Annotated in this window: 16 protein-coding genes and 1 pseudogene; 15 read left to right on the forward strand and 2 right to left on the reverse strand. The window is 44.1% G+C overall.

Annotated elements, in window-relative coordinates; translation table 11 throughout:
• The 8 genes and pseudogenes from tnpA to OCV61_RS01100 form a co-directional block, all read left to right on the forward strand.
• Positions 1–316: pseudogene (gene tnpA / locus OCV61_RS01065) on the forward strand (IS200/IS605 family transposase); the annotation flags it as partial.
• Complete coding sequence (locus tag OCV61_RS01070) at positions 313–1,416, forward strand: RNA-guided endonuclease TnpB family protein (protein WP_158420228.1); 1,104 nt, start codon at positions 313–315, stop codon at positions 1,414–1,416. The pseudogene tnpA and the gene OCV61_RS01070, both read left to right, overlap by 4 nt.
• 211 nt (positions 1,417–1,627) lie before the next feature.
• Positions 1,628–1,927, forward strand: a complete 300-nt coding sequence (locus OCV61_RS01075) for a hypothetical protein (protein WP_262582576.1) — start codon at positions 1,628–1,630, stop codon at positions 1,925–1,927.
• Between the two features lie 177 nt (positions 1,928–2,104).
• Positions 2,105–2,308, forward strand: coding sequence for a hypothetical protein (locus OCV61_RS01080; protein WP_262582577.1), 204 nt, complete (start codon positions 2,105–2,107; stop codon positions 2,306–2,308).
• 282 nt (positions 2,309–2,590) lie between these two features.
• Positions 2,591–3,208, forward strand: coding sequence for an imidazole glycerol phosphate synthase subunit HisH (hisH, locus tag OCV61_RS01085; RefSeq protein ID WP_158420230.1), 618 nt, complete (start codon positions 2,591–2,593; stop codon positions 3,206–3,208).
• 3 nt (positions 3,209–3,211) lie between these two features.
• A complete protein-coding gene (gene hisF, locus OCV61_RS01090) occupies positions 3,212–3,970 on the forward strand; it encodes an imidazole glycerol phosphate synthase subunit HisF (protein ID WP_158420231.1) in 759 nt (252 codons plus the stop codon).
• A 116-nt stretch (positions 3,971–4,086) separates the two neighbouring features.
• On the forward strand, positions 4,087–4,773 hold the full coding sequence (ung, locus tag OCV61_RS01095; RefSeq protein ID WP_158420232.1) for a uracil-DNA glycosylase: 687 nt from the start codon (positions 4,087–4,089) through the stop codon (positions 4,771–4,773).
• Positions 4,774–4,794: 21 nt separating this feature from the next.
• A complete protein-coding gene (locus tag OCV61_RS01100; RefSeq protein WP_158420233.1) occupies positions 4,795–6,417 on the forward strand; it encodes a putative polysaccharide biosynthesis protein in 1,623 nt (540 codons plus the stop codon).
• An 85-nt stretch (positions 6,418–6,502) separates the two neighbouring features.
• Here OCV61_RS01100 and OCV61_RS01105 read toward each other — a convergent pair whose 3' ends face one another.
• Both OCV61_RS01105 and fliB read right to left on the reverse strand, forming a co-directional pair.
• Entirely contained in the window at positions 6,503–10,744 is a 4,242-nt protein-coding gene (locus tag OCV61_RS01105; RefSeq protein WP_158420234.1) for a 2-hydroxyacyl-CoA dehydratase, read from the reverse strand.
• 211 nt (positions 10,745–10,955) lie between these two features.
• Positions 10,956–12,104: a flagellin lysine-N-methylase gene (gene fliB / locus OCV61_RS01110; protein ID WP_158420235.1), complete on the reverse strand. Its 1,149-nt coding sequence runs from the start codon at positions 12,102–12,104 to the stop codon at positions 10,956–10,958.
• 187 nt (positions 12,105–12,291) lie between these two features.
• On the opposite strand from fliB, the gene tgt reads away from it, so the two are divergent.
• From tgt to OCV61_RS01145, 7 genes are all read left to right on the forward strand, one after another.
• Positions 12,292–13,446, forward strand: a complete 1,155-nt coding sequence (gene tgt, locus OCV61_RS01115) for a tRNA guanosine(34) transglycosylase Tgt (RefSeq protein WP_158420236.1) — start codon at positions 12,292–12,294, stop codon at positions 13,444–13,446.
• Between the two features lie 161 nt (positions 13,447–13,607).
• A complete protein-coding gene (gene yajC, locus OCV61_RS01120; protein ID WP_158420237.1) occupies positions 13,608–13,904 on the forward strand; it encodes a preprotein translocase subunit YajC in 297 nt (98 codons plus the stop codon).
• A 209-nt stretch (positions 13,905–14,113) separates the two neighbouring features.
• Positions 14,114–15,199 carry a 3-isopropylmalate dehydrogenase gene (leuB, locus tag OCV61_RS01125; protein WP_158420238.1) on the forward strand — a complete coding sequence of 362 codons (1,086 nt, stop codon included), beginning with the start codon at positions 14,114–14,116 and terminating at the stop codon, positions 15,197–15,199.
• Positions 15,200–15,226: 27 nt separating this feature from the next.
• Entirely contained in the window at positions 15,227–16,900 is a 1,674-nt protein-coding gene (gene ilvD, locus OCV61_RS01130; protein ID WP_158420239.1) for a dihydroxy-acid dehydratase, read from the forward strand.
• A gap of 33 nt (positions 16,901–16,933) precedes the next feature.
• Positions 16,934–18,625 (forward strand): biosynthetic-type acetolactate synthase large subunit, encoded by a 1,692-nt coding sequence (ilvB, locus tag OCV61_RS01135; RefSeq protein WP_158420240.1) that lies wholly within the window; start codon positions 16,934–16,936, stop codon positions 18,623–18,625.
• The gene (serC, locus tag OCV61_RS01140) at positions 18,609–19,691 is read left to right on the forward strand and encodes a 3-phosphoserine/phosphohydroxythreonine transaminase (RefSeq protein ID WP_158420241.1); all 1,083 of its coding nucleotides are present in this window, start codon (positions 18,609–18,611) and stop codon (positions 19,689–19,691) included. Before ilvB ends, serC begins: the two co-directional genes overlap by 17 nt.
• Positions 19,691–20,854 (forward strand): phosphoglycerate dehydrogenase, encoded by a 1,164-nt coding sequence (locus tag OCV61_RS01145; RefSeq protein WP_158420242.1) that lies wholly within the window; start codon positions 19,691–19,693, stop codon positions 20,852–20,854. Before serC ends, OCV61_RS01145 begins: the two co-directional genes overlap by 1 nt.

Below are 20,854 nucleotides of genomic sequence, written 5' to 3' on the forward strand. Positions count from 1 at the left end.
TCCAATTTCAGAAAGAGCAAAAGAGATATGGGAATATATTGCTCCCTGATATGGGATTGTTCTGGAGGAATGGAATCATGATATTGACCATGTGCATGTAATGTTTCGCGCACAGCCAAAAACGGAACTCAGTAAATTTATCAATGCATATAAAAGTGCCAGCAGCAGGCTGTTGAAAAAAGAGCATCCGGAAATCCGGGAAAAACTTTGGAAAGAAGCATTCTGGAGCCAGAGTTTCTGCCTTTTGACGGCAGGAGGGGCACCAGTTGAAGTAATCCGCCAATACATCGAAACCCAGGGAGAGAAAAAGTATTGAACATAGCATATCGTTTCCGGATCTATCCAACAGATGAACAGAAGATACTCCTTGGAAAAACATTTGGCTGCTGCCGTTTTCTGTACAATCAGATGCTTAATGATAAGATCCAGGAGTACAAAAAGACAAAGAAGATGTTAAAAAACACACCAGCTATGTATAAAAAGGAGTATCCATTTCTGAAAGAAGTAGATTCGCTGGCACTGGCAAATGTTCAGCTTCATTTGGAGAAAGCATATAAGAACTTTTTCCGTGATCCTAAGACTGGATTTCCACGTTTCAAGTCAAAACATCACTCCCAAAACAGCTACACAACAAATGTGGTCAACGGGAATATCCTGCTGGAAGGCAACCGGATCCGGCTTCCAAAATTAAAATGGATCTCCATGAAAAAACACAGGGAGCCTGCAGAAAACTGCCGCCTGAAATCAGTGACAGTCAGTATGGAGCCGTCCGGAAAGTATTTTGCAAGCCTGCTGTATGAAGGATACAGCTGTGAAAACCAAGCAGCAGATAAGGATTACAGCAATGCCAAAATACTGGGGATTGATTATGCGATGCAGGGGATGGCAGTGTTTTCAGAAGAGATCGAGCATGAAAAAGCAGGATTCTTCAGAAAAAATGAAAAAAGGCTGGCAAGGGAACAGCGTAAACTGTCAAGATGTGTAAAAGGAAGCCACAATTATGTGAGGCAGAAAAAGAAAGTTGCCAGGTGCCATGAAAAAATACGCAGCCAGAGAAGGGATTATCTGCATAAACTGAGCCGCAGGATTACAGACCAGTACGATATAGTTGCGATAGAAGATATTGATATGAAAGCGATGAGCCAGTGTCTGTATTTTGGAAAAAGTGTGCAGGATAATGGATACGGGATGTTCCGGAATATGCTGGATTATAAGCTTTCCTGGAAGGGAAAAGAATTAGTAAAGATAGACCGCTTTTTCCCTTCAAGCAAAAAATGCAGTAAATGCGGAAAGATAAAAAAAGAGCTGAAATTATCCGAAAGAGTTTACCGTTGTACGTGCGGAAATGAGATGGACAGAGATCGAAATGCAGCAATCAACATCCGTGAAGAGGCAAGAAGAATGCTGACAGCATAAAGCGTCCGTATCCGGACAATAAGCAAAAAACAAGAAAATAATGCCCGTATCCGGGCAAAAGAATCGCGGGGCACGCGAGGATAGCTTGTAGATACTTGGCTCAGTAGAGCCATTGAGCAAGAAGCCCCCACTTCAAAACCTGAGATTTAAGTGGTGGGAGCATGTCACGCTGGGTTCCAAAGATCTGACTTCTCTTACAAGCGGATATTGGATGTTACGTTATAACAAGGTTCCCCAAAAAGGCAAAGTGAAAGTTCAGATTCAGACAACGAAGAATTACAAGATTGATTCTATCACTGTTACTTATAGAAACGGTGATAAATATACATCTAAAAAGATTAAGAATGGGGCAAAAGTTTCTCTGAAAAATGCCATGTCATTGTATGTAGATTATCATACTACCGTGAAACCAAAGTATTATCGGAAACCAAGCTCTGATTATGTGGGATATTTCTTTGGCGGAAATGTTGAGAGTCCGCTTTATGAGAGCTTTTCATTAGTTATGATGTAAATATAACCGTTTGACTGTAGTGATACAGGGTATCGTTCGATCATTTGATTTGATGATTGGGCGATGCCCTTTTTTATTGAGCCGGAGACATATGGACGAATACTACGGAATGTGTATAGATACTGGAATATGAATCCACAGGTGATGTTGCAATCAAAAATCCAAATGTGAAAAAGGGTGATATATACTGAGGATGTTCAACAAAGGAGGGATGAAGTTTATCGGCTGATTATTGAAACAATGGAAGAGTTTGGGGACATTTGGACAGTGGAACAGGTGAAGGACGTGTATAGCAAAAAGACCCTGGAAGAAGCTATTGCAGATCGGCAGTCTTCCCATGCAAAGTTTGCAGACATTATCAGAACTGTTATTAACCGATAATCTTACAGTAAGATATGGAATCATTTGAAATTACTACATATATATAGTTTTTTATTTGTTGCAGATGCCTTTCGCCAAGAATTCACCGAAATTAATTGCACAGCTGGTACAATATCTAAGTATTTGCATTGCGTGGATAATATCGACAAAGTGTTTTTCATGTGTTATGATATTCAACGGATAAATGGTTCTTATAGCTGTGAAGATACGGAACAGTTAATTTTTTGATAATAACCGACGGTGGCTTGTAACAGAATTGACTGAAATCGAGGAGAAAATATTATGATTGGTATTATTGATTATGACGCTGGCAACATACGCAGCGTTGAAAAAGCACTGCATTATCTGGGACAGGAAACTGTGGTATCCAGAGATCCGGATACATTATTGAATGCTGATAAAGTGATACTGCCAGGAGTGGGCAGCTTTGGAGATGCAATGGAGAATCTTAACCGTTATGAACTGGTTCCTGTGATCCGACAGATTGTACAGGAGAAGACCCCTTTCCTTGGAATCTGTCTTGGACTTCAGCTTCTATTTGAAAGCAGTGAGGAGACACCGGGGGTGCCAGGTCTTGGGATCCTGAAAGGGAAGATTCTACGTATCCCACCATGTCCGGGACTGAAGATCCCGCACATGGGATGGAATTCCCTTCATCTTCAGCATGAAGGACGGCTTTTTAAAGGAATCCCGGAGGATACATACGTATACTTTGTTCATTCCTATTATCTGCAGGCTGATGAGCCGGAGATTGTAAAGGCTGTAACGGATTACAGTACCTGTATCCATGCTTCTGTAGAGAAGGATAATGTATTTGCATGCCAGTTCCATCCGGAGAAAAGCAGCCGCTTTGGACTGGAGATCCTTAAGAATTTTGCGCAGATTGGAAGGGAGGACTGACGTATGTTTACAAAGAGAATTATTCCCTGTCTGGATGTAAATAAAGGCCGTGTTGTAAAAGGAGTAAATTTTGTAGATCTTCGGGATGCAGGAGATCCGGTGGAGATTGCAAAAGCCTATGATGCGGCAGGAGCAGATGAATTGGTATTTCTTGATATTACAGCCTCCTGTGAGGATCGTGATACAGTGGTAGACATGGTACGTCAGGTAGCAGCAAGCGTATTTATTCCTTTTACTGTAGGAGGCGGTATTCGTACAGTTGAGGATTTTCGGAAGCTTCTTCGGGAAGGCGCAGATAAGATTTCAGTTAATTCCGCTGCCATTGACCGTCCGGAACTGATCCGGGAAGCAGCACAGAAGTTTGGCAGCCAGTGTGTAGTGCTTGCCATAGATGCAAAGCGCCGTCCGGATGGAGGATGGAATATTTATAAGCATGGCGGCAGGCTGGATACAGGGATCGATGCTGTATGGTGGGCAAAAAAAGCTCAGGAACTGGGAGCAGGGGAGATTCTTCTTACCAGCATGGATTGTGATGGTACAAAGGCAGGATACGATATAGAGCTTACAAAAGCTATATCACAGGCCGTATCTATCCCTGTGATTGCATCAGGTGGTGCAGGTACACTGGAGCATTTTTATGATGCTTTAACTGAAGGCGGTGCAGACGCAGCACTTGCTGCTTCGCTGTTCCATTATAAAGAACTGGAGATCCGTCAGGTAAAGGATTATCTGGCAGATCGTGGGATTTCCGTGAGACGGTAAAAAGACAGAAGGAAAAAAGACGAATTAAATAAATAGTTAAATAAACGAATTAAATAAACATGAACAAACTTATAGAAAAAGATTTTTGTGAAAAACTATGAGAGAGAGGTAGGAAAATGGGGGCAATTTCAGGCGCATGGCTGGAAGCACTGAAAGATGAATTTCATCAGCCGTATTATGCTAAACTGTATAAGACTGTAATGAATGAATATCAGACAAGAAAAATATTTCCACCGCCGCAGGATATGTTTAATGCTTTTGACTTTACACCACTGGATCAGGTAAAGGTGGTGATCCTGGGACAGGATCCATATCATAATGATGGTCAGGCCAATGGCCTTTGTTTTTCTGTGCGTAAGGATGTAGATATCCCTCCGTCTCTGGTCAACATTTATAAAGAACTGCACAACGACTGCGGATGCTATATTCCGGATAATGGATGTTTGGAAAAATGGGCCAGACAAGGGGTGTTGCTTTTGAACACAGTACTTACAGTACGCGCTCATCAGGCTAATTCCCACAGAGGGATCGGATGGGAGCAATTTACGGATGCGGTGATCCGTACACTGAATGAGCAGGACAGACCCATTGTGTACCTGTTATGGGGCAGACCTGCACAGACCAAGCAGTCTATGCTTGACAATCCAAAGCAGCTGGTTTTGACTGCTCCCCATCCCAGTCCTCTGTCTGCATCCAGAGGCTTTTTCGGGTGCGGCCATTTCAGCAAGACAAATGAATTTCTTGAGAAAAACGGACTTCCCCCCATTGACTGGCAGATCGAGAACGTTTCTGCCGGGGAATAAATTTAAAGGAATATAGATACTATGGGTAAAAAGAACGATAATACACTTGTAAAAAATGCATCTTTTCTGATGGTGGCAGCGCTGATCTCCAAGATTATTGGAATGCTGTATAAAAGCCCTTTGTCCAGTACTCTGGGAAGCAACAGCTATGCAATGTTTTCCTATGCACAGAATATTTATTTTATTCTGCTGATGATTGCATCTTTTAGTATTCCGCAGGCTGTATCAAAGATCATGGCTGAAAAGATCGCATTTAAACGATATAAGGACGCACAGAAGGTTTTTAAATGTGCTTTGATCTATGTATCTCTGGCAGGCGGAGCTGTTGCTCTATTATGTTACTTTGGGGCTCCTATACTGGTACCTGATTCCATGTCCGGTGCTAGACTTCCTCTTCGCATGCTGGCACCTACTATTTTTCTGTCCGGTATTCTTGGCGTATTCAGAGGATATTTTCAGGCCTACCGAAATATGATGCCTACTTCCCTTTCACAGATCATTGAACAGATTTTTGTGGCTGTGATGGCGCTTGCGATGTCAAGAGTTATGATCAGCCATTTCAACGGACAAAGTGATGTGGTTGTTCAGTCCTGGGGAGCTGCAGGTGCTACGATGGGTACAGGTGCAGGTGTGTTTTCTGCACTGATCTTTATGCTTCTTGTTTATCAGCTTAACCGGAGAACGATTAATAAAAGGATTCAGAATGATCATGCTTCCGAAAGCAGCAGCACAGGGGATGTGATGCGGAATATTATCCTTGTGGTAATGCCCATTGTGCTCAGTGCGTTTATTTACAATGTGAACGGAACCATTAACAGTTATATGTATTCTGGTATTGATGGACTGAAGGGATTGGATGACCATACTATTCAGACTATGTATGCAGAGTACAGCTTTTATATGACTTTGATCAATATTCCTCTTACTCTGGCAAGTACAGCACCGACTTCCATGATCCCTGAAGTATCCGCTCATTATGCAATGCGTGATATGAATGGAGCAAGAGAGAAGATTGATAAGGCCACCTGGCTGAGTATGTTTATTTCCATTCCCTGCTCTGTTGGGCTGGCAGTGCTTGCAGGACCTATCACAAGACTTTTGTTCCCAAGGACCAATGGTGTGGCAGGGGAGCTGATGATCCTTGGCGTGATCACCATTATCCTGAATGGCAATTCCAATATTTCCAATGGTGTGCTTCAGGGAATCGGAAAGCCGAATATTCCTATGTTCCATGCAGCTATTGCTCTTGTGGCAGATGTGATCGTGATGGCTGTGCTGATGTTTGTTACAAATCTTGGGGTATATACCATTGTGATCGCAATGATCGTGTATGCCATTGTAATGTGTATTTTAAATGAACGGGCGATGAAGCAGTACATGGGTTATAAGAATCCATGGAGAAAAGCCTATCTGTATCCGCTGCTGGCAAGCGTACCGATGGCAGTTGCAGCCGGTGGGGTTTACTATCTGGTATATGCAGTAGTTCATTCTAATGTGATCAGTCTTGGGCTGGGCGTACTTGCAGGTATGGCAGTGTATTTTGTATTCTATCTGAAAGTAAGTCATCCTTCTGATGCAGAGTTTGCCATGATGCCGGGAGGACGTTATCTGAAAAAGATGGCTGTGAAATTCAGACTGGTATAAAAGAAACAAGATAAAGAAAGACAGGTAATAAAGAATAGCAGAAAAAACCAGGAATCACCTGCAGGGCGATTCCTGGTTTTTTGCTTCAGGCTTCTTTATCCTGTTGTTTTTTCAGGTTTTTCTGGGCTGTGGAAAGCATCAGCTTGATACGGTTCAGCTGGTTTACTTCGCTGGCTCCAGGATCATAGTCAATGGCAACAATATTTGCTTCCGGATGTTCCCTACGGATCTCTTTAATAACACCCTTTCCTACAATATGGTTAGGCAGACAGCCGAAAGGCTGGATGCAGACAATATTTGGAACATCACCGTGGATCAACTCCATCATCTCTCCTGTAAGGAACCAGCCTTCACCGGTCTGGTTACCGGCAGAAACGATAGGCTCTGCCATCCGGGCAAGATCACGGATATCTGCGGTAGGATGGAAGTGCCGGCTCTGGGCAAGGGCTTCATTAGCGGCTTTACGCATCCAGTCGATAGCCTTTATTCCTACATTGCCCCAGAAAGCTTTGGATTTCTTAAAGCCAAGGTTGTCTGCTTTGAAATTCTGGTTATAGAAGCAGTAGCTCATAAAGTCGATCAGATCCGGAACAACCGGCTCCGCACCTTCAGACTCCAGAAGGTCTGCCAGATGATTATTGGCAGCAGGAAGGAATTTGACCAGGATCTCGCCTACAATACCTACTCTTGGTTTCTTTTCATCACTGATTGGGATGGTATCAAAATCATGAACCATTTCCCTGCACATTTTCTTGAACTGACTGTGACTTAAAGAACTTCCGGATACAAAGGCAATCACTCTCTGCTCCCAGATTTTGTGCTTTCTGTTTACGATTCCCTTTTCAAGCTCATATGGACGCATTCTGTAAATGCATTTCATCAGGATATCACCAAATACAGCTGCATAAACGACGGCTTTTACAAGGGGATATGTAAGCTTAAAGCCAGGATTGCTTTCCAGACCACTTAAGTTCAGGGAAATAACAGGAATCTGTTCCATGCCGGCTTTTTTCAGTGCCCTGCGGATGAAGGCAATGTAATTGGAAGCACGGCAGCCACCACCGGTCTGAGTCATGACTACGGCTGTTTTATTCAGGTCATATTTACCGGAAAGAAGGGCATCCATGATCTGGCCTACTACGATCAGGGAAGGGTAGCAGGCATCATTATTTACATATTTCAGGCCTACATCTACAGCATGCTTATTGTCATTCGGAAGGATCTCCAGATGATAGCCGTTAGCATTAAAGGCAGCCTGAAGAAGTGAAAAATGTACCGGTGACATCTGCGGGCAAAGAATGGTGTAATCCTTGCGCATTTCTTTTGTAAATACTACCTTTTCGATAGAGGAAGGCTGAATCTGGCGAGGTTTTTTCTGTGCATCCTTTGCACGAAGTGCTGCCAGAAGAGAGCGGACACGGATCCTTGCTGCTCCCAGATTATTGACCTCATCAATCTTCAGACAAGTGTAGATCTTGTCACTCTTATCAAGAATCTCATATACTTCATCAGTGGTAACTGCATCCAGTCCGCACCCAAAGGAATTCAGCTGGATCAGATCCAGGTCATCTCTTGTCTTAACAAAGTTGGCAGCTGCATACAGGCGTGAGTGATACATCCACTGGTCGTTCACACGGATAGGACGTTCTACAGGAACCAGGTGGGATACAGAGTCTTCTGTCAGTACAGCTACACCATAGCTGTTGATCAGATCCGGGATGCCATGGTGGATCTCCGGGTCGATATGGTATGGACGGCCTGCAAGAACGATGCCTCTGTGGCCTGTTTCTTCCATATATTTCAGTGTTTCTTCCCCTTTGCGGCGTACATCTTCACGGACAGCAGCCATTTCCGCCCAGGCTGCATGGGCTGCGGCTTTTATTTCATTTGCAGGAATATCCTTGAAGATTTCTGTCAGACGTTTGGCAACGATCTCTTCAGAGGTCAGAGAAAGGAACGGATTCATGAACTTAATGGAAGGATCATGAAGCTCATCCACATTGTTTTTGATATTTTCTGCGTAAGAGGTAACGATGGGACAGTTGTAGTGGTTGACCGCATCCGGGAATTCGTTCCTCTCGTAGGGGATACATGGGTAGAAAATGAATTTTACGCCATTTTTCAGTAACCAGCTTACGTGACCATGAGCTAACTTGGCTGGATAGCATTCTGATTCACTAGGGATAGATTCGATACCAAGCTCATAAATCTTACGCGTGGAAGTTGGAGAAAGCACTACCTGGTACTTCAGCTGTGTAAAGAAAGTAAACCAGAAAGGATAATTCTCAAACATATTCAGCACACGGGGAATACCTACCTGGCCACGCTCTGCCTTGTCTGCAGATAATGGCGCATAGGAAAAGATCCGTTTGTATTTATATTCATAAAGGTTTGGAATGTGGTCCTTGTTCTTTTCTTTGCCGATACCACGTTCACAGCGGTTGCCGCTAACGAACTGACGGCCACCACTGAATTTGTTGATAGTAAGTCGGCAGTTGTTGGTACACCCATGGCAGTTAGCCATAGCTGTAGTATATTTTAATTCGTTGATTTTCTGGATGGAAAGCATGGTGGTTTCTTTGCCTTCCTGATAACGTTCCCTGGCAATAAGGGCAGCACCAAAGGCACCCATAATACCAGCGATATCCGGTCGGATAGCTTCACAGTCTGCAATACGTTCAAAGCTGCGAAGTACTGCATCGTTATAGAAGGTACCTCCCTGTACTACGATATGGCGTCCAAGCTCTGTTGCATCGGAAACTTTGATAACCTTATAAAGGGCGTTTTTGATAACAGAGTAGGCAAGACCTGCGGAAATATCAGCAACAGATGCCCCTTCCTTCTGAGCCTGTTTTACTTTTGAATTCATGAAAACAGTACATCTTGTACCAAGGTCAATGGGATGTTCTGCAAAAAGAGCGGCTTTTGCAAAATCCTGTACAGAATAGTTTAGGGATTTGGCAAAGGTTTCAATAAAAGAGCCGCAGCCTGAGGAGCATGCTTCATTCAACTGTACGCTGTCCACAGTATGGTTGCGGATCTTGATACATTTCATGTCCTGCCCACCGATATCCAGGATACAGTCAACATCTGGATCAAAGAAAGCAGCTGCATAATAATGGGAAACAGTTTCTACTTCACCTTCATCCAGGATCAGGGCTGCCTTAATAAGTGCTTCACCATAACCGGTGGAGCAGGAGTAGGCAATGTGTGCATCCTTTGGCAAAAGAGAATAAATCTCCTGGATAGAGCGTATGGCTGTTTTTAACGGGCTGCCGTTATTATTGCTGTAGAAAGAATAAAGAAGGGTGCCATCCTCGCCTACAAGTGCAGTCTTAGTGGTGGTAGATCCTGCATCAATGCCCAGGTAACAATTGCCTTTGTAAGAGGACAGATCGCTTTTTTTGACCTGATAAGCACTTTGACGCTGATTGAAGGTATCATAGTCATCCTGTGTGGCAAAAAGAGGCTCCATACGTTCTACCTCAAAGTCCATATGTATGGATCCGTGGAGCCGGTCCTTTAACTGGGTAAGAGATACGGAAGTCTCTTCCTTTGCATTCATGGCAGATCCCATGGCTGCGAAAAGGTGGGAGTTCTCAGGCAGGATGGCATGTTCATCATCCAGCTTCAGAGTACGGATAAAGGCCGCCCGCAGTTCGGAAAGAAAGTGGAGAGGGCCGCCAAGGAAAGCTACATGTCCACGGATCGGCTTTCCGCAGGCCAGGCCGGAAATGGTCTGGTTTACCACTGCCTGAAAAATGGAAGCAGAAAGGTCTTCTTTGGTAGCGCCTTCGTTGATCAGCGGCTGGATGTCTGTTTTTGCAAAAACTCCGCATCTGGCAGCGATAGGATAGAGGGCTTTGTAATTCTTAGCATATTCATTCAGGCCTGTAGCATCTGTCTGCAGAAGGGAAGCCATTTGGTCAATAAAGGAGCCTGTACCTCCTGCACAGATCCCGTTCATACGCTGTTCAATATTGCCACCTTCAAAATAAATGATCTTGGCATCCTCGCCGCCAAGCTCAATGGCAACATCTGTCTGAGGCGCAATCTTCTGAAGAGCAGTGGAAACTGCAATGACCTCCTGGACAAATGGAATCTCCAGATGGTTGGCCAGTGTGAGACCGCCGGAACCAGTGATCACCGGATGGAGAGTCAGCTCTCCAAGTTTGTCATAAGCCTTCTGTAAAAGGTCTGCAAGTGTTTCCTGGATATTGGCAAAATGACGTTCATAATCTGCAAACAACAAGGTTTCGTTTTCATCAAGGATCGCAATCTTGACAGTGGTAGATCCAATGTCAATTCCCAAGGTGTATTTACTCATAAAATTAATATAAGCCTCCTCGTTTTTCGTAAAAAATATCAAAGGCTGATGAACGGGATATCCCTCATCAGCGGAATCTGTGTGATCATACGTTTGCTTTGTAAAAATGCGTTTCATATTATTATACGATATGGGTAAAAAATACGCAACGGACAACTTTCACAAAAACAGTGGCAGGGAAAGGTGGAAATATGGTAATGGAAATCATGGATCAGCAAAGAATTTTTAAAAGTTTTCCAAAGGAAAAAGCAGGGTGCTGGTCCAAAAGTTCTTCCATTTTGTTCAGGTTTGGGTCTGAATGCTCCAGTTCTCTGGAAAAAAGATAACAAATCCGGATCTGATCCTTAAGAGCAAGGGGCTGCCTGGATTTCTGGTACATACCTACACTTAAGTCCTGGATCATCAGAGTACATACAAGGGCAAGCTTTACTTTGGCAAAAATCTGGTCATCGTATACTGCACCACAAAAATAGGTATATAGCCAGTAAAGTACCAGCTGTTCAGCCTGGATCTGCCATTTTGGCATGGTTTTCTTAAAATCCTTATATAATTGCAGGATTTCCTGGTCATTGTATTTTGTATGAAAGATCAGGTTTTCTTTTAAAAAGCTGTGCCAGGAAGGTGACAGAACTTCCATTTCAGGTATCAGAATGTTCCAGAAATCACGGATCAGTTCCGGGGTGGATTTGCTATCGTCTGACCACTGTTTAACTTTTTCCAGAAAATCCGGATCGGTTCCGGTTTGGATATGTTTTCTGCGTATGCCTTCCCAGCGGTACAATTCATTTCTGTCAAGGCATAGCTGAAAATCATGTCCCATGGCCAGAAGCTTCAGAAGGCGGGCATTCAAAGATATACTTCTGTCCTGCAAAATGGATAACATCTGCTCACGGGTATCCATCAGCTCAGTAAAGAGAAGATAATCAAAAGAATCATAAGTTTCTTCTGAAGATGGTTTTTCTTTTGTGATAAAGGCTATAGGCTCCTGCCTGGAAAGAAGCAGCCTGGCGGCCTCTGGACAGGAGAGGGAAAGAGATAATTCACGAAGCCCTTCAAATTCTTCGATATGTCTGGGATACTTGCGGCAGGTATCACACAGCATGTGCGGACCCGCTTCGGCGTAAATGTCACACAGGTTTTCTTCATTTAAAAAAGCACATCTGTGATGGTATTGGCGGAAGACCTGTTCGTTCCAGTTAATATCATTTTTCAACCGGTTTGCGAAGGGACCTTTATGGTGGGAATACCGTTTCAGGCTTTTTTTATCAATCACAATCTGCCATCCGGCACAACAGGTAGCCGGACATTCTCCTGCGATACAGGAAAACTTCTTATAAAAATCAGGTGCTGTAATCTGCATATATCTGACCTCTTTTTTGGTAAATTTTCTGCAGGCTATTATACCTTTTTGAAAGGCCAGGTGCAAGCAATTACAGAACAGGCTGGAGGAAAATAAGTAATTCTTGTTTTTTTTATGTATTCAGGATATAATTGCCAGATAGGCGGGACTTTTGTCCCTAACAATATTAGGAAAAAGGGAGCAGCATATGGCTGAATACAAAATCTTAAAAACAGAAGGCCGGGCTAAGAGAGCAGAATTTAAAACTGTTCATGGTACCATCCAGACGCCGGTCTTTATGAATGTAGGTACGGTAGGGGCGATCAAAGGGGCTGTATCCACCATGGACCTGAAAGAGATCGGCACACAGGTAGAGCTGTCCAATACTTATCACCTTCATGTACGTACAGGAGACAAGCTGATCAAAGAATTTGGAGGCCTTCATAAGTTTATGGTCTGGGATCGGCCTATCCTTACAGACTCCGGTGGATTCCAGGTGTTTTCCCTGGCAGGACTGCGTAAGATCAAAGAAGAAGGGGTATATTTCCAGTCTCATATTGACGGACATAAGATTTTTATGGGACCTGAAGAAAGCATGCAGATCCAGTCCAATCTGGGGTCTACTATTGCCATGGCCTTTGACGAGTGTCCAAGCAGCGTAGCAGACAGAGGTTATGTACAGCGTTCTGTAGACCGGACCACCAGATGGCTTGCAAGATGCAAAGAAGAAATGCAGCGTTTGAACAGTCTTGAGGACACGATCAATAAAGAACAGCTGTTATTTGGTATCAACCAGGGTGCTATTTATGAAGATATCCGTAAGAATCATGCAGATGCCATTTCACAGATGAATCTGGACGGTTATGCAGTAGGCGGACTGGCCGTAGGAGAAACCCATGAGCAGATGTATCATATTCTGGACGAAGTGGTTCCCCATCTTCCACAGGATAAGCCTACTTATCTTATGGGCGTAGGAACGCCTGCCAATATCCTGGAGGGCGTGGAAAGAGGCATTGATTTCTTTGACTGTGTATATCCCAGCAGGAACGGCCGTCATGGTCATGTATATACCAACCATGGCAAGATGAATATGTTTAATTCAAAATACGAGATGGATCCACGGCCAATTGAAGAAGGATGTCAGTGTCCGGCCTGCCGTCATTACAGCAGAGCTTATATCCGCCATCTTCTGAAAGCAAAAGAGATGCTTGGCATGCGGCTTTGCGTACTGCACAATCTTTATTTTTATAACCATCTCATGGAAGAAATCAGGGACGCACTGGATGCCGGAAACTTTGCAGAATATAAGAAAATGCGTCTGGAAGGCTTTGAAGAGGGCAGGATCAACAGTAAAAGAGGATGATTTAGTTATTTTTAAAGGATGATTTAGTTATATTAAAAAAATAACTTGATGAAATTATGTATTTTGTGTATGATATACTTTAGGCTTCGGTATGAATAAAGAAGAAGCAGGGTGCCGGGGTTTGGGACCCGTTATAACAAACGCACAGGAGGTATTTTTAAATGGACCAGAGCAGTGGAATGGGACTTGGTTTTACTATCGTATGGCTGGTAGTCCTTTTCGGAATTATGTATTTTCTGATGGTAAGACCACAGAAAAAGGAGCAGAAGAGAATCCAGGCTATGCTCAATGACATGGCAGTAGGAGACAGTGTGGTAACAACTGGTGGCTTTTATGGCGTGATCATTGATATGACAGACGAGGATGTGATCGTAGAATTCGGTAATAACAAGAACTGTCGTATTCCAATGAGAAAGCAGGCTATTGCAGAGGTTGAAAAGGCCGAGCAGGCAGAATAAGTATGAAATTAGAAGGCGGCAGCTCCTGGTGAGTCTGTCGCCTTTTGTTCTGCAACACTCTGTTGTGTTTTAGATCTTTGAGTCTGTTGACTTTTACACTTTAACAGTCTGTTGTCTTTTATGCTTTAATAGGTTGAAATCTGTTGAAAAGTGCGTTATTATAATGACAATTACCTGTCCAAGGCAGGAGAGTAAGAGAGGAAATTATTATGGATTATAACATTTCGCTGATTCCGGGAGATGGGATAGGACCGGAAATCGTCTCTGAGGCAAGAAAAGTTCTGGACAAAGTATGCGAAGTTTACGGACATACTTTTTCGTATTCCAAGGTGCTTCTTGGGGGAGCATCCATTGATGTACATGGTGTGCCTCTTACAGAAGAAGCCATTGCAACAGCAAAAGCATCAGATGCAGTACTTATGGGTTCTATTGGCGGAGATGCAAAAACATCACCCTGGTACAAACTCGAACCATCCAAACGGCCGGAGGCCGGACTTCTGGCTATCCGTAAGGCACTGAATCTGTTTGCCAATTTAAGACCTGCATATCTTTACAATGAATTGAAAGATGCCTGCCCGCTTAAAGAGCAGATCATCGGGGACGGATTTGATATGATCATTGTAAGGGAACTGACAGGAGGCCTTTATTTCGGAGCAAGAAAAACTACCGAAGAAAATGGGGTAAAGACAGCAGTAGATACTCTTTCCTACAATGAAAATGAGATCCGCAGGATTGCTATCAAAGCTTTTGATATTGCTATGAAACGCCGCAAAAAAGTAACAAGCGTAGATAAGGCAAATGTACTGGATTCTTCCAGATTGTGGAGAAGTGTTGTGGAGGAGGTTGCCAGGGATTATCCGGAGGTAACGCTGGAGCATATGCTGGTAGACAACTGTGCAATGCAGCTGGTACGTGATCCTAAGCAGTTTGATGTGATTCTTACAGAGAATATGTTTGGAGATATCCTTTCAGATGAAGCCAGTATGGTGACAGGCTCGATCGGAATGCTTTCTTCAGCCAGCTTAAATGAGACAAAGTTTGGTCTTTATGAGCCCAGCCATGGTTCAGCACCTGACATTGCAGGCCAAAATAAAGCCAATCCTATTGCAACGATCCTGTCTGCAGCTATGATGCTGCGCTATTCCCTGGATCTGGACAAAGAAGCAGATGCAGTAGAGGCGGCAGTACAGAAGGTACTTACAGACGGATATCGTACAGGAGATATTATGTCAAAGGGCTGTACCCTTGTTGGAACAAAAGAAATGGGCAACCTGATCGCAAAAGAGATCTGGTGATTCGTTAAGATAAAGGAGAGAACAGATATGAGAAGCAATGCAGTAAAGAAGGGGTCCCAGCAGGCACCTCACCGTTCACTGTTTAATGCACTTGGAATGACTAAGGAAGAAATGGAAAGACCATTGGTAGGTATTGTTAGTTCCTACAATGAGATCGTTCCGGGACATATGAATCTTGATAAGATCGTAGCTGCTGTAAAGCAGGGAGTAGCAATGGCTGGCGGTACACCGGTTGTTTTCCCGGCAATTGCTGTCTGTGATGGGATTGCTATGGGACATATAGGGATGAAATATTCCCTTGTGACAAGGGACCTGATCGCAGATTCTACAGAGTCCATGGCCCTTGCACATCAGTTTGATGCACTGGTTATGGTGCCTAACTGCGATAAGAATGTACCGGGACTTCTCATGGCAGCAGCCAGGATCAATGTTCCTACTGTATTTGTCAGCGGAGGGCCTATGCTGGCCGGTCATATCAATGGACACAAAACAAGCCTTTCCAGCATGTTTGAGGCTGTAGGTGCATATGCAGCAGGCAAGCTGGACGAGGAAGGCCTTACAGAATATGAGAACAAAACATGTCCTACCTGTGGTTCCTGTTCCGGTATGTATACTGCCAACAGCATGAACTGCCTGACAGAGGTTCTTGGCATGGGACTTAAGGGCAACGGTACGATCCCTGCTGTATATTCTGAGCGTATCCGTCTTGCAAAGCATGCTGGTATGCAGGTTATGGAAATGTACAGGAAAAATATCCGCCCCAGAGATATTATGACAAAAGAGGCATTACTGAATGCTTTGACTGTAGATATGGCACTGGGATGCTCTACAAACAGCATGCTGCATCTGCCAGCTATTGCCCATGAGATTGGTTGGGATTTTGATATCAGTTTTGCAAATGAGATCAGTGAAAAAACACCAAACCTGTGCCATCTGGCTCCTGCAGGTCCCACCTATATGGAAGACCTGAATGAAGCTGGCGGCGTATATGCTGTGATGAACGAACTGAATAAAAAAGGACTTCTCCACACAGAATGTATGACTGTTACAGGAAAGACGGTAGGGGAAAATATTAAGGACTGCATCAATCTGAATCCGCAGGTGATCCGCCCAATTGACAATCCTTACAGTCAGACCGGAGGACTTGCTGTACTAAAGGGAAATCTTGCACCGGATGGCAGTGTTGTAAAGCGTTCTGCAGTTGCACCCGAGATGATGGTACACGAAGGTCCGGCAAGAGTATTTGACTGTGAAGAAGATGCTATTGTTGCTATCAAAGGCGGAAAGATCAATGCAGGTGATGTGGTTGTGATCCGTTATGAAGGACCAAAAGGCGGTCCGGGCATGCGTGAGATGCTGAATCCTACTTCTGCAATTGCAGGTATGGGACTTGGCTCATCTGTAGCACTTATTACAGACGGACGGTTCAGCGGTGCGTCAAGAGGTGCATCTATTGGACATGTATCACCGGAAGCAGCAGTAGGCGGACCGATTGCTCTTGTAGAAGAGGGTGATATGATCTCCATCAATATTCCGGAGCTTTCCCTGAGTCTGAAAGTATCAGAGGAGGAACTGGAAGCAAGAAAAGCAAAATGGCAGCCAAGAGAGCCAAAGGTTACAACCGGATATCTTGCAAGATATGCAGCAATGGTAACATCCGGCAACAGAGGAGCCATTCTGGAAGTGCCAAAGGCAAAATAAAAGAAATACGATAAGGCAGCAGGAGGAACAAACATGCAGCTTACAGGTGCTGAGATCATTATAGAATGTCTTTTGGAACAGGGTGTGGACACTGTGTTCGGTTATCCGGGCGGAGCCATCCTGAATGTATATGACGCCTTGTACAAATATAGCCATAAGATCAGACACGTACTTACCTCCCATGAGCAGGGAGCGTCCCATGCAGCAGATGGTTATGCCCGTGCTACCGGCAAGGTAGGTGTATGCCTGGCTACATCCGGACCAGGAGCTACCAATCTTGTGACAGGTATTGCAACTGCGCAGATGGATTCTGTGCCGGTGGTAGCCATTACATGCAACGTAGGGACAGCCCTCCTTGGAAAGGATTCTTTCCAGGAGGTGGATATAGCCGGGATTGTTATGCCGGTAACAAAACACAGCTACATTGTCAAAGATGTGACAAAACTTGCGGATACCATCCGTAAAGCTTTTGTGATTGCAGGCAGCGGGCGTCCGGGACCTGTCCTTGTGGACGTTCCAAAGGATGTAACAGCAGCATCCTGCGAATATATCCAGCATAAGATTACAAAACCGGAACCAGTGACAGATACCATTCGTAAAGAGGATGTAGAGCAGGCCGTTCAGATGATCAGCCAGTCTAAGAAGCCATTTCTCTTTGTTGGCGGCGGTGCTGTGATCTCTGATGCATGGCAGGAAGTAAGAGAGCTTGCCCACAGGATCCAGGCACCTGTATGCGATAGTCTGATGGGAAAGGGTGCTTTTTCAGGCGAGGACGATCTTTACACAGGACCAGTTGGAATGCATGGTACCAAAACATCCAATTATGCTATGTGTGAATGCGATCTTTTGATTGCTCTTGGCACAAGATTCAGTGATCGTGTAACCGGAAATACACAGACCTTTGCACCAAATGCAAAGATCCTTCAGATCGATATTGATGCAGCAGAGATCAACAAGAATGTTCAGGTGGATGCCTGTGTAACAGGAGACCTGAAAATGGTTCTTAAGCAGATCCTTGAAAAGCAGGAAAAAATGGATCATTCCCAGTGGGTGGCACATATCATGGAAATGAAAGAAAAGTATCCGCTGAATTATGATCATACCCAGCTGACAGGCCCTTATGTGATTCAGAAGCTTTATGAGCTGACTGGTGGAGATGCAATTATTTCTACTGATGTTGGACAGCATCAGATGTGGGCAGCACAATATTTCAAATTTAAAGAGCCAAGGACATTCCTTACATCCGGAGGCCTTGGGACTATGGGCTATGGTCTTGGGGCAGCCATTGGTGCCCGTATGGGATGTCCGGATAAAACTGTTGTGAATATTGCGGGAGATGGATGCTTCCGCATGAATATGAATGAGATTGCCACAGCTGTACGGTGCAAAAAGCCACTGGTACAGATTGTGTTAAATAACCATGTTCTTGGAATGGTGCGCCAGTGGCAGACACTGTTTTATGGACAAAGATATTCCCAGACTATTCTGGATGATGCGGTGGATTTCGTAAAGCTTTCAGAAGCAATGGGGGCAAAGGCAATCAGGGTTACCAGAACAGAAGAAGTGGAACCGGCACTTAAAGAAGCTCTTTCCAGCAAGGGAACAGTGGTTCTTGACTGCTGGATCGACCAGAATTTAAGTGTATATCCAATGGTTCCCGCAGGTGCAAGTCTGGATGATGTATTTGACGAGGAGGATATGAAAGAAAATGAGCAGAGTATTTAATTTTTCAGCTGGTCCGGCAGTTCTTCCGGAAGAGGTTCTGAAAGAAGTTGCTGATGAGATGTTAGACTATAATGGAACCGGCATGTCCGTTATGGAAATGAGTCACAGGAGTGCTGCCTTTCAGGAGATCATTGATACAGCAGAAAAAGACTTACGGGATTTGATGAATATTCCTGATAATTATAAGGTGCTGTTTCTTCAGGGAGGTGCTTCCCAGCAGTTTGCCATGATTCCTATGAACCTGATGAAAAACAAAGTAGCAGATTATATTGTTACAGGACAGTGGGCTAAAAAAGCATATCAGGAAGCACAGAAATATGGAAAGGCCAATAAGATTGCATCTTCCGAGGATAAAACCTTTTCCTACATCCCGGATTGCAGTGATCTTCCTATCAGCCCGGATGCAGATTATGTATATATTTGCGAAAACAATACCATCTATGGAACAAAATACAAAAAGCTTCCAAATACAAAAGGGAAAACACTGGTGGCAGATGTTTCCTCCTGCTTCTTGTCAGAGCCGGTAGATGTAAGCAAATACGGACTGATCTATGGTGGTGTACAGAAAAATATCGGACCTGCAGGCATGGTGATCGTGATCATCCGTGAGGATCTGATCTCAGAGGATGTACTTCCGGGAACACCTACCATGCTTACATACAAAACACATGCAGACGCAGGCTCTTTATATAATACTCCTAATGCTTACTGCATTTATGTATGCGGAAAAGTATTCAAATGGTTGAAATCCATGGGCGGACTTGAGGAAATGAAGAGACGTAACGAGGAAAAAGCAAAGATCCTTTATGACTTCCTTGACAGCAGTTCTCTGTTTAAAGGCACAGTTGTGCCAGAGGACCGTTCCCTTATGAATGTTCCTTTTGTTACCGGAGATAAGGAAATGGATGCAAAATTTGTAAAAGAGGCTACAGCCGCAGGCCTGGTAAACTTAAAAGGCCACAGAACCGTAGGCGGTATGCGTGCCAGCATTTATAATGCAATGCCTAAGGCTGGGGTAGAGGCTCTGGTTGCGTTCATGAAGAAGTTTGAGGAGGAAAATAAATAATGTATCAGTTTCATTGTTTGAATCCGATTGCCAGTAAAGGTCTGGATATTTTTGATGAGAATTACCGTAAATCCGATACAATGGAGGACTGCAATGCAATTCTGGTCCGCAGTGCCAAAATGCATGATATGCAGCTTCCTTCCACAGTTTCCGTGATCGCAAGAGCCGGAGCCGGAGTTAATAATATCCCGGTAAAGGAATGTGCAGAAAAAGGAATCGTTGTTTTCAATACACCAGGCGCCAATGCAAACGGTGTAAAAGAACTGGTTCTGGCAGGTATGCTGCTTGCATCCCGTGACATTGTAGGCGGTATTGAGTGGGTTCAGAAGGAAAAAGATAAAGAAGATATTGATAAGCTGGCTGAGAAGCAGAAAAAACAGTTTGCAGGCTGTGAGATCATGGGCAAAAAGCTGGGTATCATAGGACTTGGAGCGATTGGCAGCATGGTTGCAAATGCAGCCACAGGTCTTGGCATGGAGGTTTATGGATATGATCCTTATCTGTCTATTGATGCAGCTTGGAATCTGTCCAGAACCATTCATCACAGCAAAACACTGGATGAGATCTACAGCCAGTGTGATTATATTACCATTCATGTTCCACTTCTGGATGCAACTACCAGAATGATCAACCAGGAAGCACTTGCAAAGATGAAAGACGGAGTTGTAATCCTGAACTTTGCAAGAGACCTGTTAGTAGATGAGGATGCACTGATCGCAGCTCTTGACAGTGGAAAAGTAAAGAAATATGTGACAGACTTTGCAAATCATACAGTAGCAGGCCACGAAGGCATCCTGGTTACTCCTCACCTGGGAGCTTCCACAGAGGAGTCCGAGGAGAACTGTGCAGTGATGGCAGTGAAGGAAGTGCGTGATTTCCTTGAAAACGGAAACATCAAAAACTCTGTGAACTTCCCCAATTGTGATATGGGCACCTGTGTGGCAGTTGGCAGAATTGCGATTACCCATAAAAATATCCCAAATATGATCAGTCAGGTAACTAAGATCCTTGGAAGTGAAGGATTGAATATTGCAGATATGACCAATAAGAGCAAAGGTGAGTATGCATACACTCTCATCGATCTGGAAAGTGCAGCTTCCCAGGAATCACTGGAAGCACTGGAAAGTATTGAAGGTGTTTCAAAAGTAAGGGTTGTAAAATAA

The organism is Blautia ammoniilytica (assembly GCF_025566965.1).
GTDB lineage: Bacteria > Bacillota > Clostridia > Lachnospirales > Lachnospiraceae > Blautia_A > Blautia_A ammoniilytica.

Coding starts and splice junctions, on each gene's coding strand:
- tgt (WP_158420236.1), top strand. CDS start 12,292: ATGGCTGAATACAAAATCTTAAAAACAGAAGGCCGGGCTAAGAGAGCA.
- ilvD (WP_158420239.1), top strand. CDS start 15,227: ATGAGAAGCAATGCAGTAAAGAAGGGGTCCCAGCAGGCACCTCACCGT.
- ilvB (WP_158420240.1), top strand. CDS start 16,934: ATGCAGCTTACAGGTGCTGAGATCATTATAGAATGTCTTTTGGAACAG.
- yajC (WP_158420237.1), top strand. CDS start 13,608: ATGGACCAGAGCAGTGGAATGGGACTTGGTTTTACTATCGTATGGCTG.
- OCV61_RS01145 (WP_158420242.1), top strand. CDS start 19,691: ATGTATCAGTTTCATTGTTTGAATCCGATTGCCAGTAAAGGTCTGGAT.
- serC (WP_158420241.1), top strand. CDS start 18,609: ATGAGCAGAGTATTTAATTTTTCAGCTGGTCCGGCAGTTCTTCCGGAA.
- leuB (WP_158420238.1), top strand. CDS start 14,114: ATGGATTATAACATTTCGCTGATTCCGGGAGATGGGATAGGACCGGAA.
- hisF (WP_158420231.1), top strand. CDS start 3,212: ATGTTTACAAAGAGAATTATTCCCTGTCTGGATGTAAATAAAGGCCGT.
- hisH (WP_158420230.1), top strand. CDS start 2,591: ATGATTGGTATTATTGATTATGACGCTGGCAACATACGCAGCGTTGAA.
- fliB (WP_158420235.1), bottom strand. CDS start 12,104: ATGCAGATTACAGCACCTGATTTTTATAAGAAGTTTTCCTGTATCGCA.
- ung (WP_158420232.1), top strand. CDS start 4,087: ATGGGGGCAATTTCAGGCGCATGGCTGGAAGCACTGAAAGATGAATTT.
- OCV61_RS01105 (WP_158420234.1), bottom strand. CDS start 10,744: ATGAGTAAATACACCTTGGGAATTGACATTGGATCTACCACTGTCAAG.
- OCV61_RS01075 (WP_262582576.1), top strand. CDS start 1,628: ATGTTACGTTATAACAAGGTTCCCCAAAAAGGCAAAGTGAAAGTTCAG.
- OCV61_RS01100 (WP_158420233.1), top strand. CDS start 4,795: ATGGGTAAAAAGAACGATAATACACTTGTAAAAAATGCATCTTTTCTG.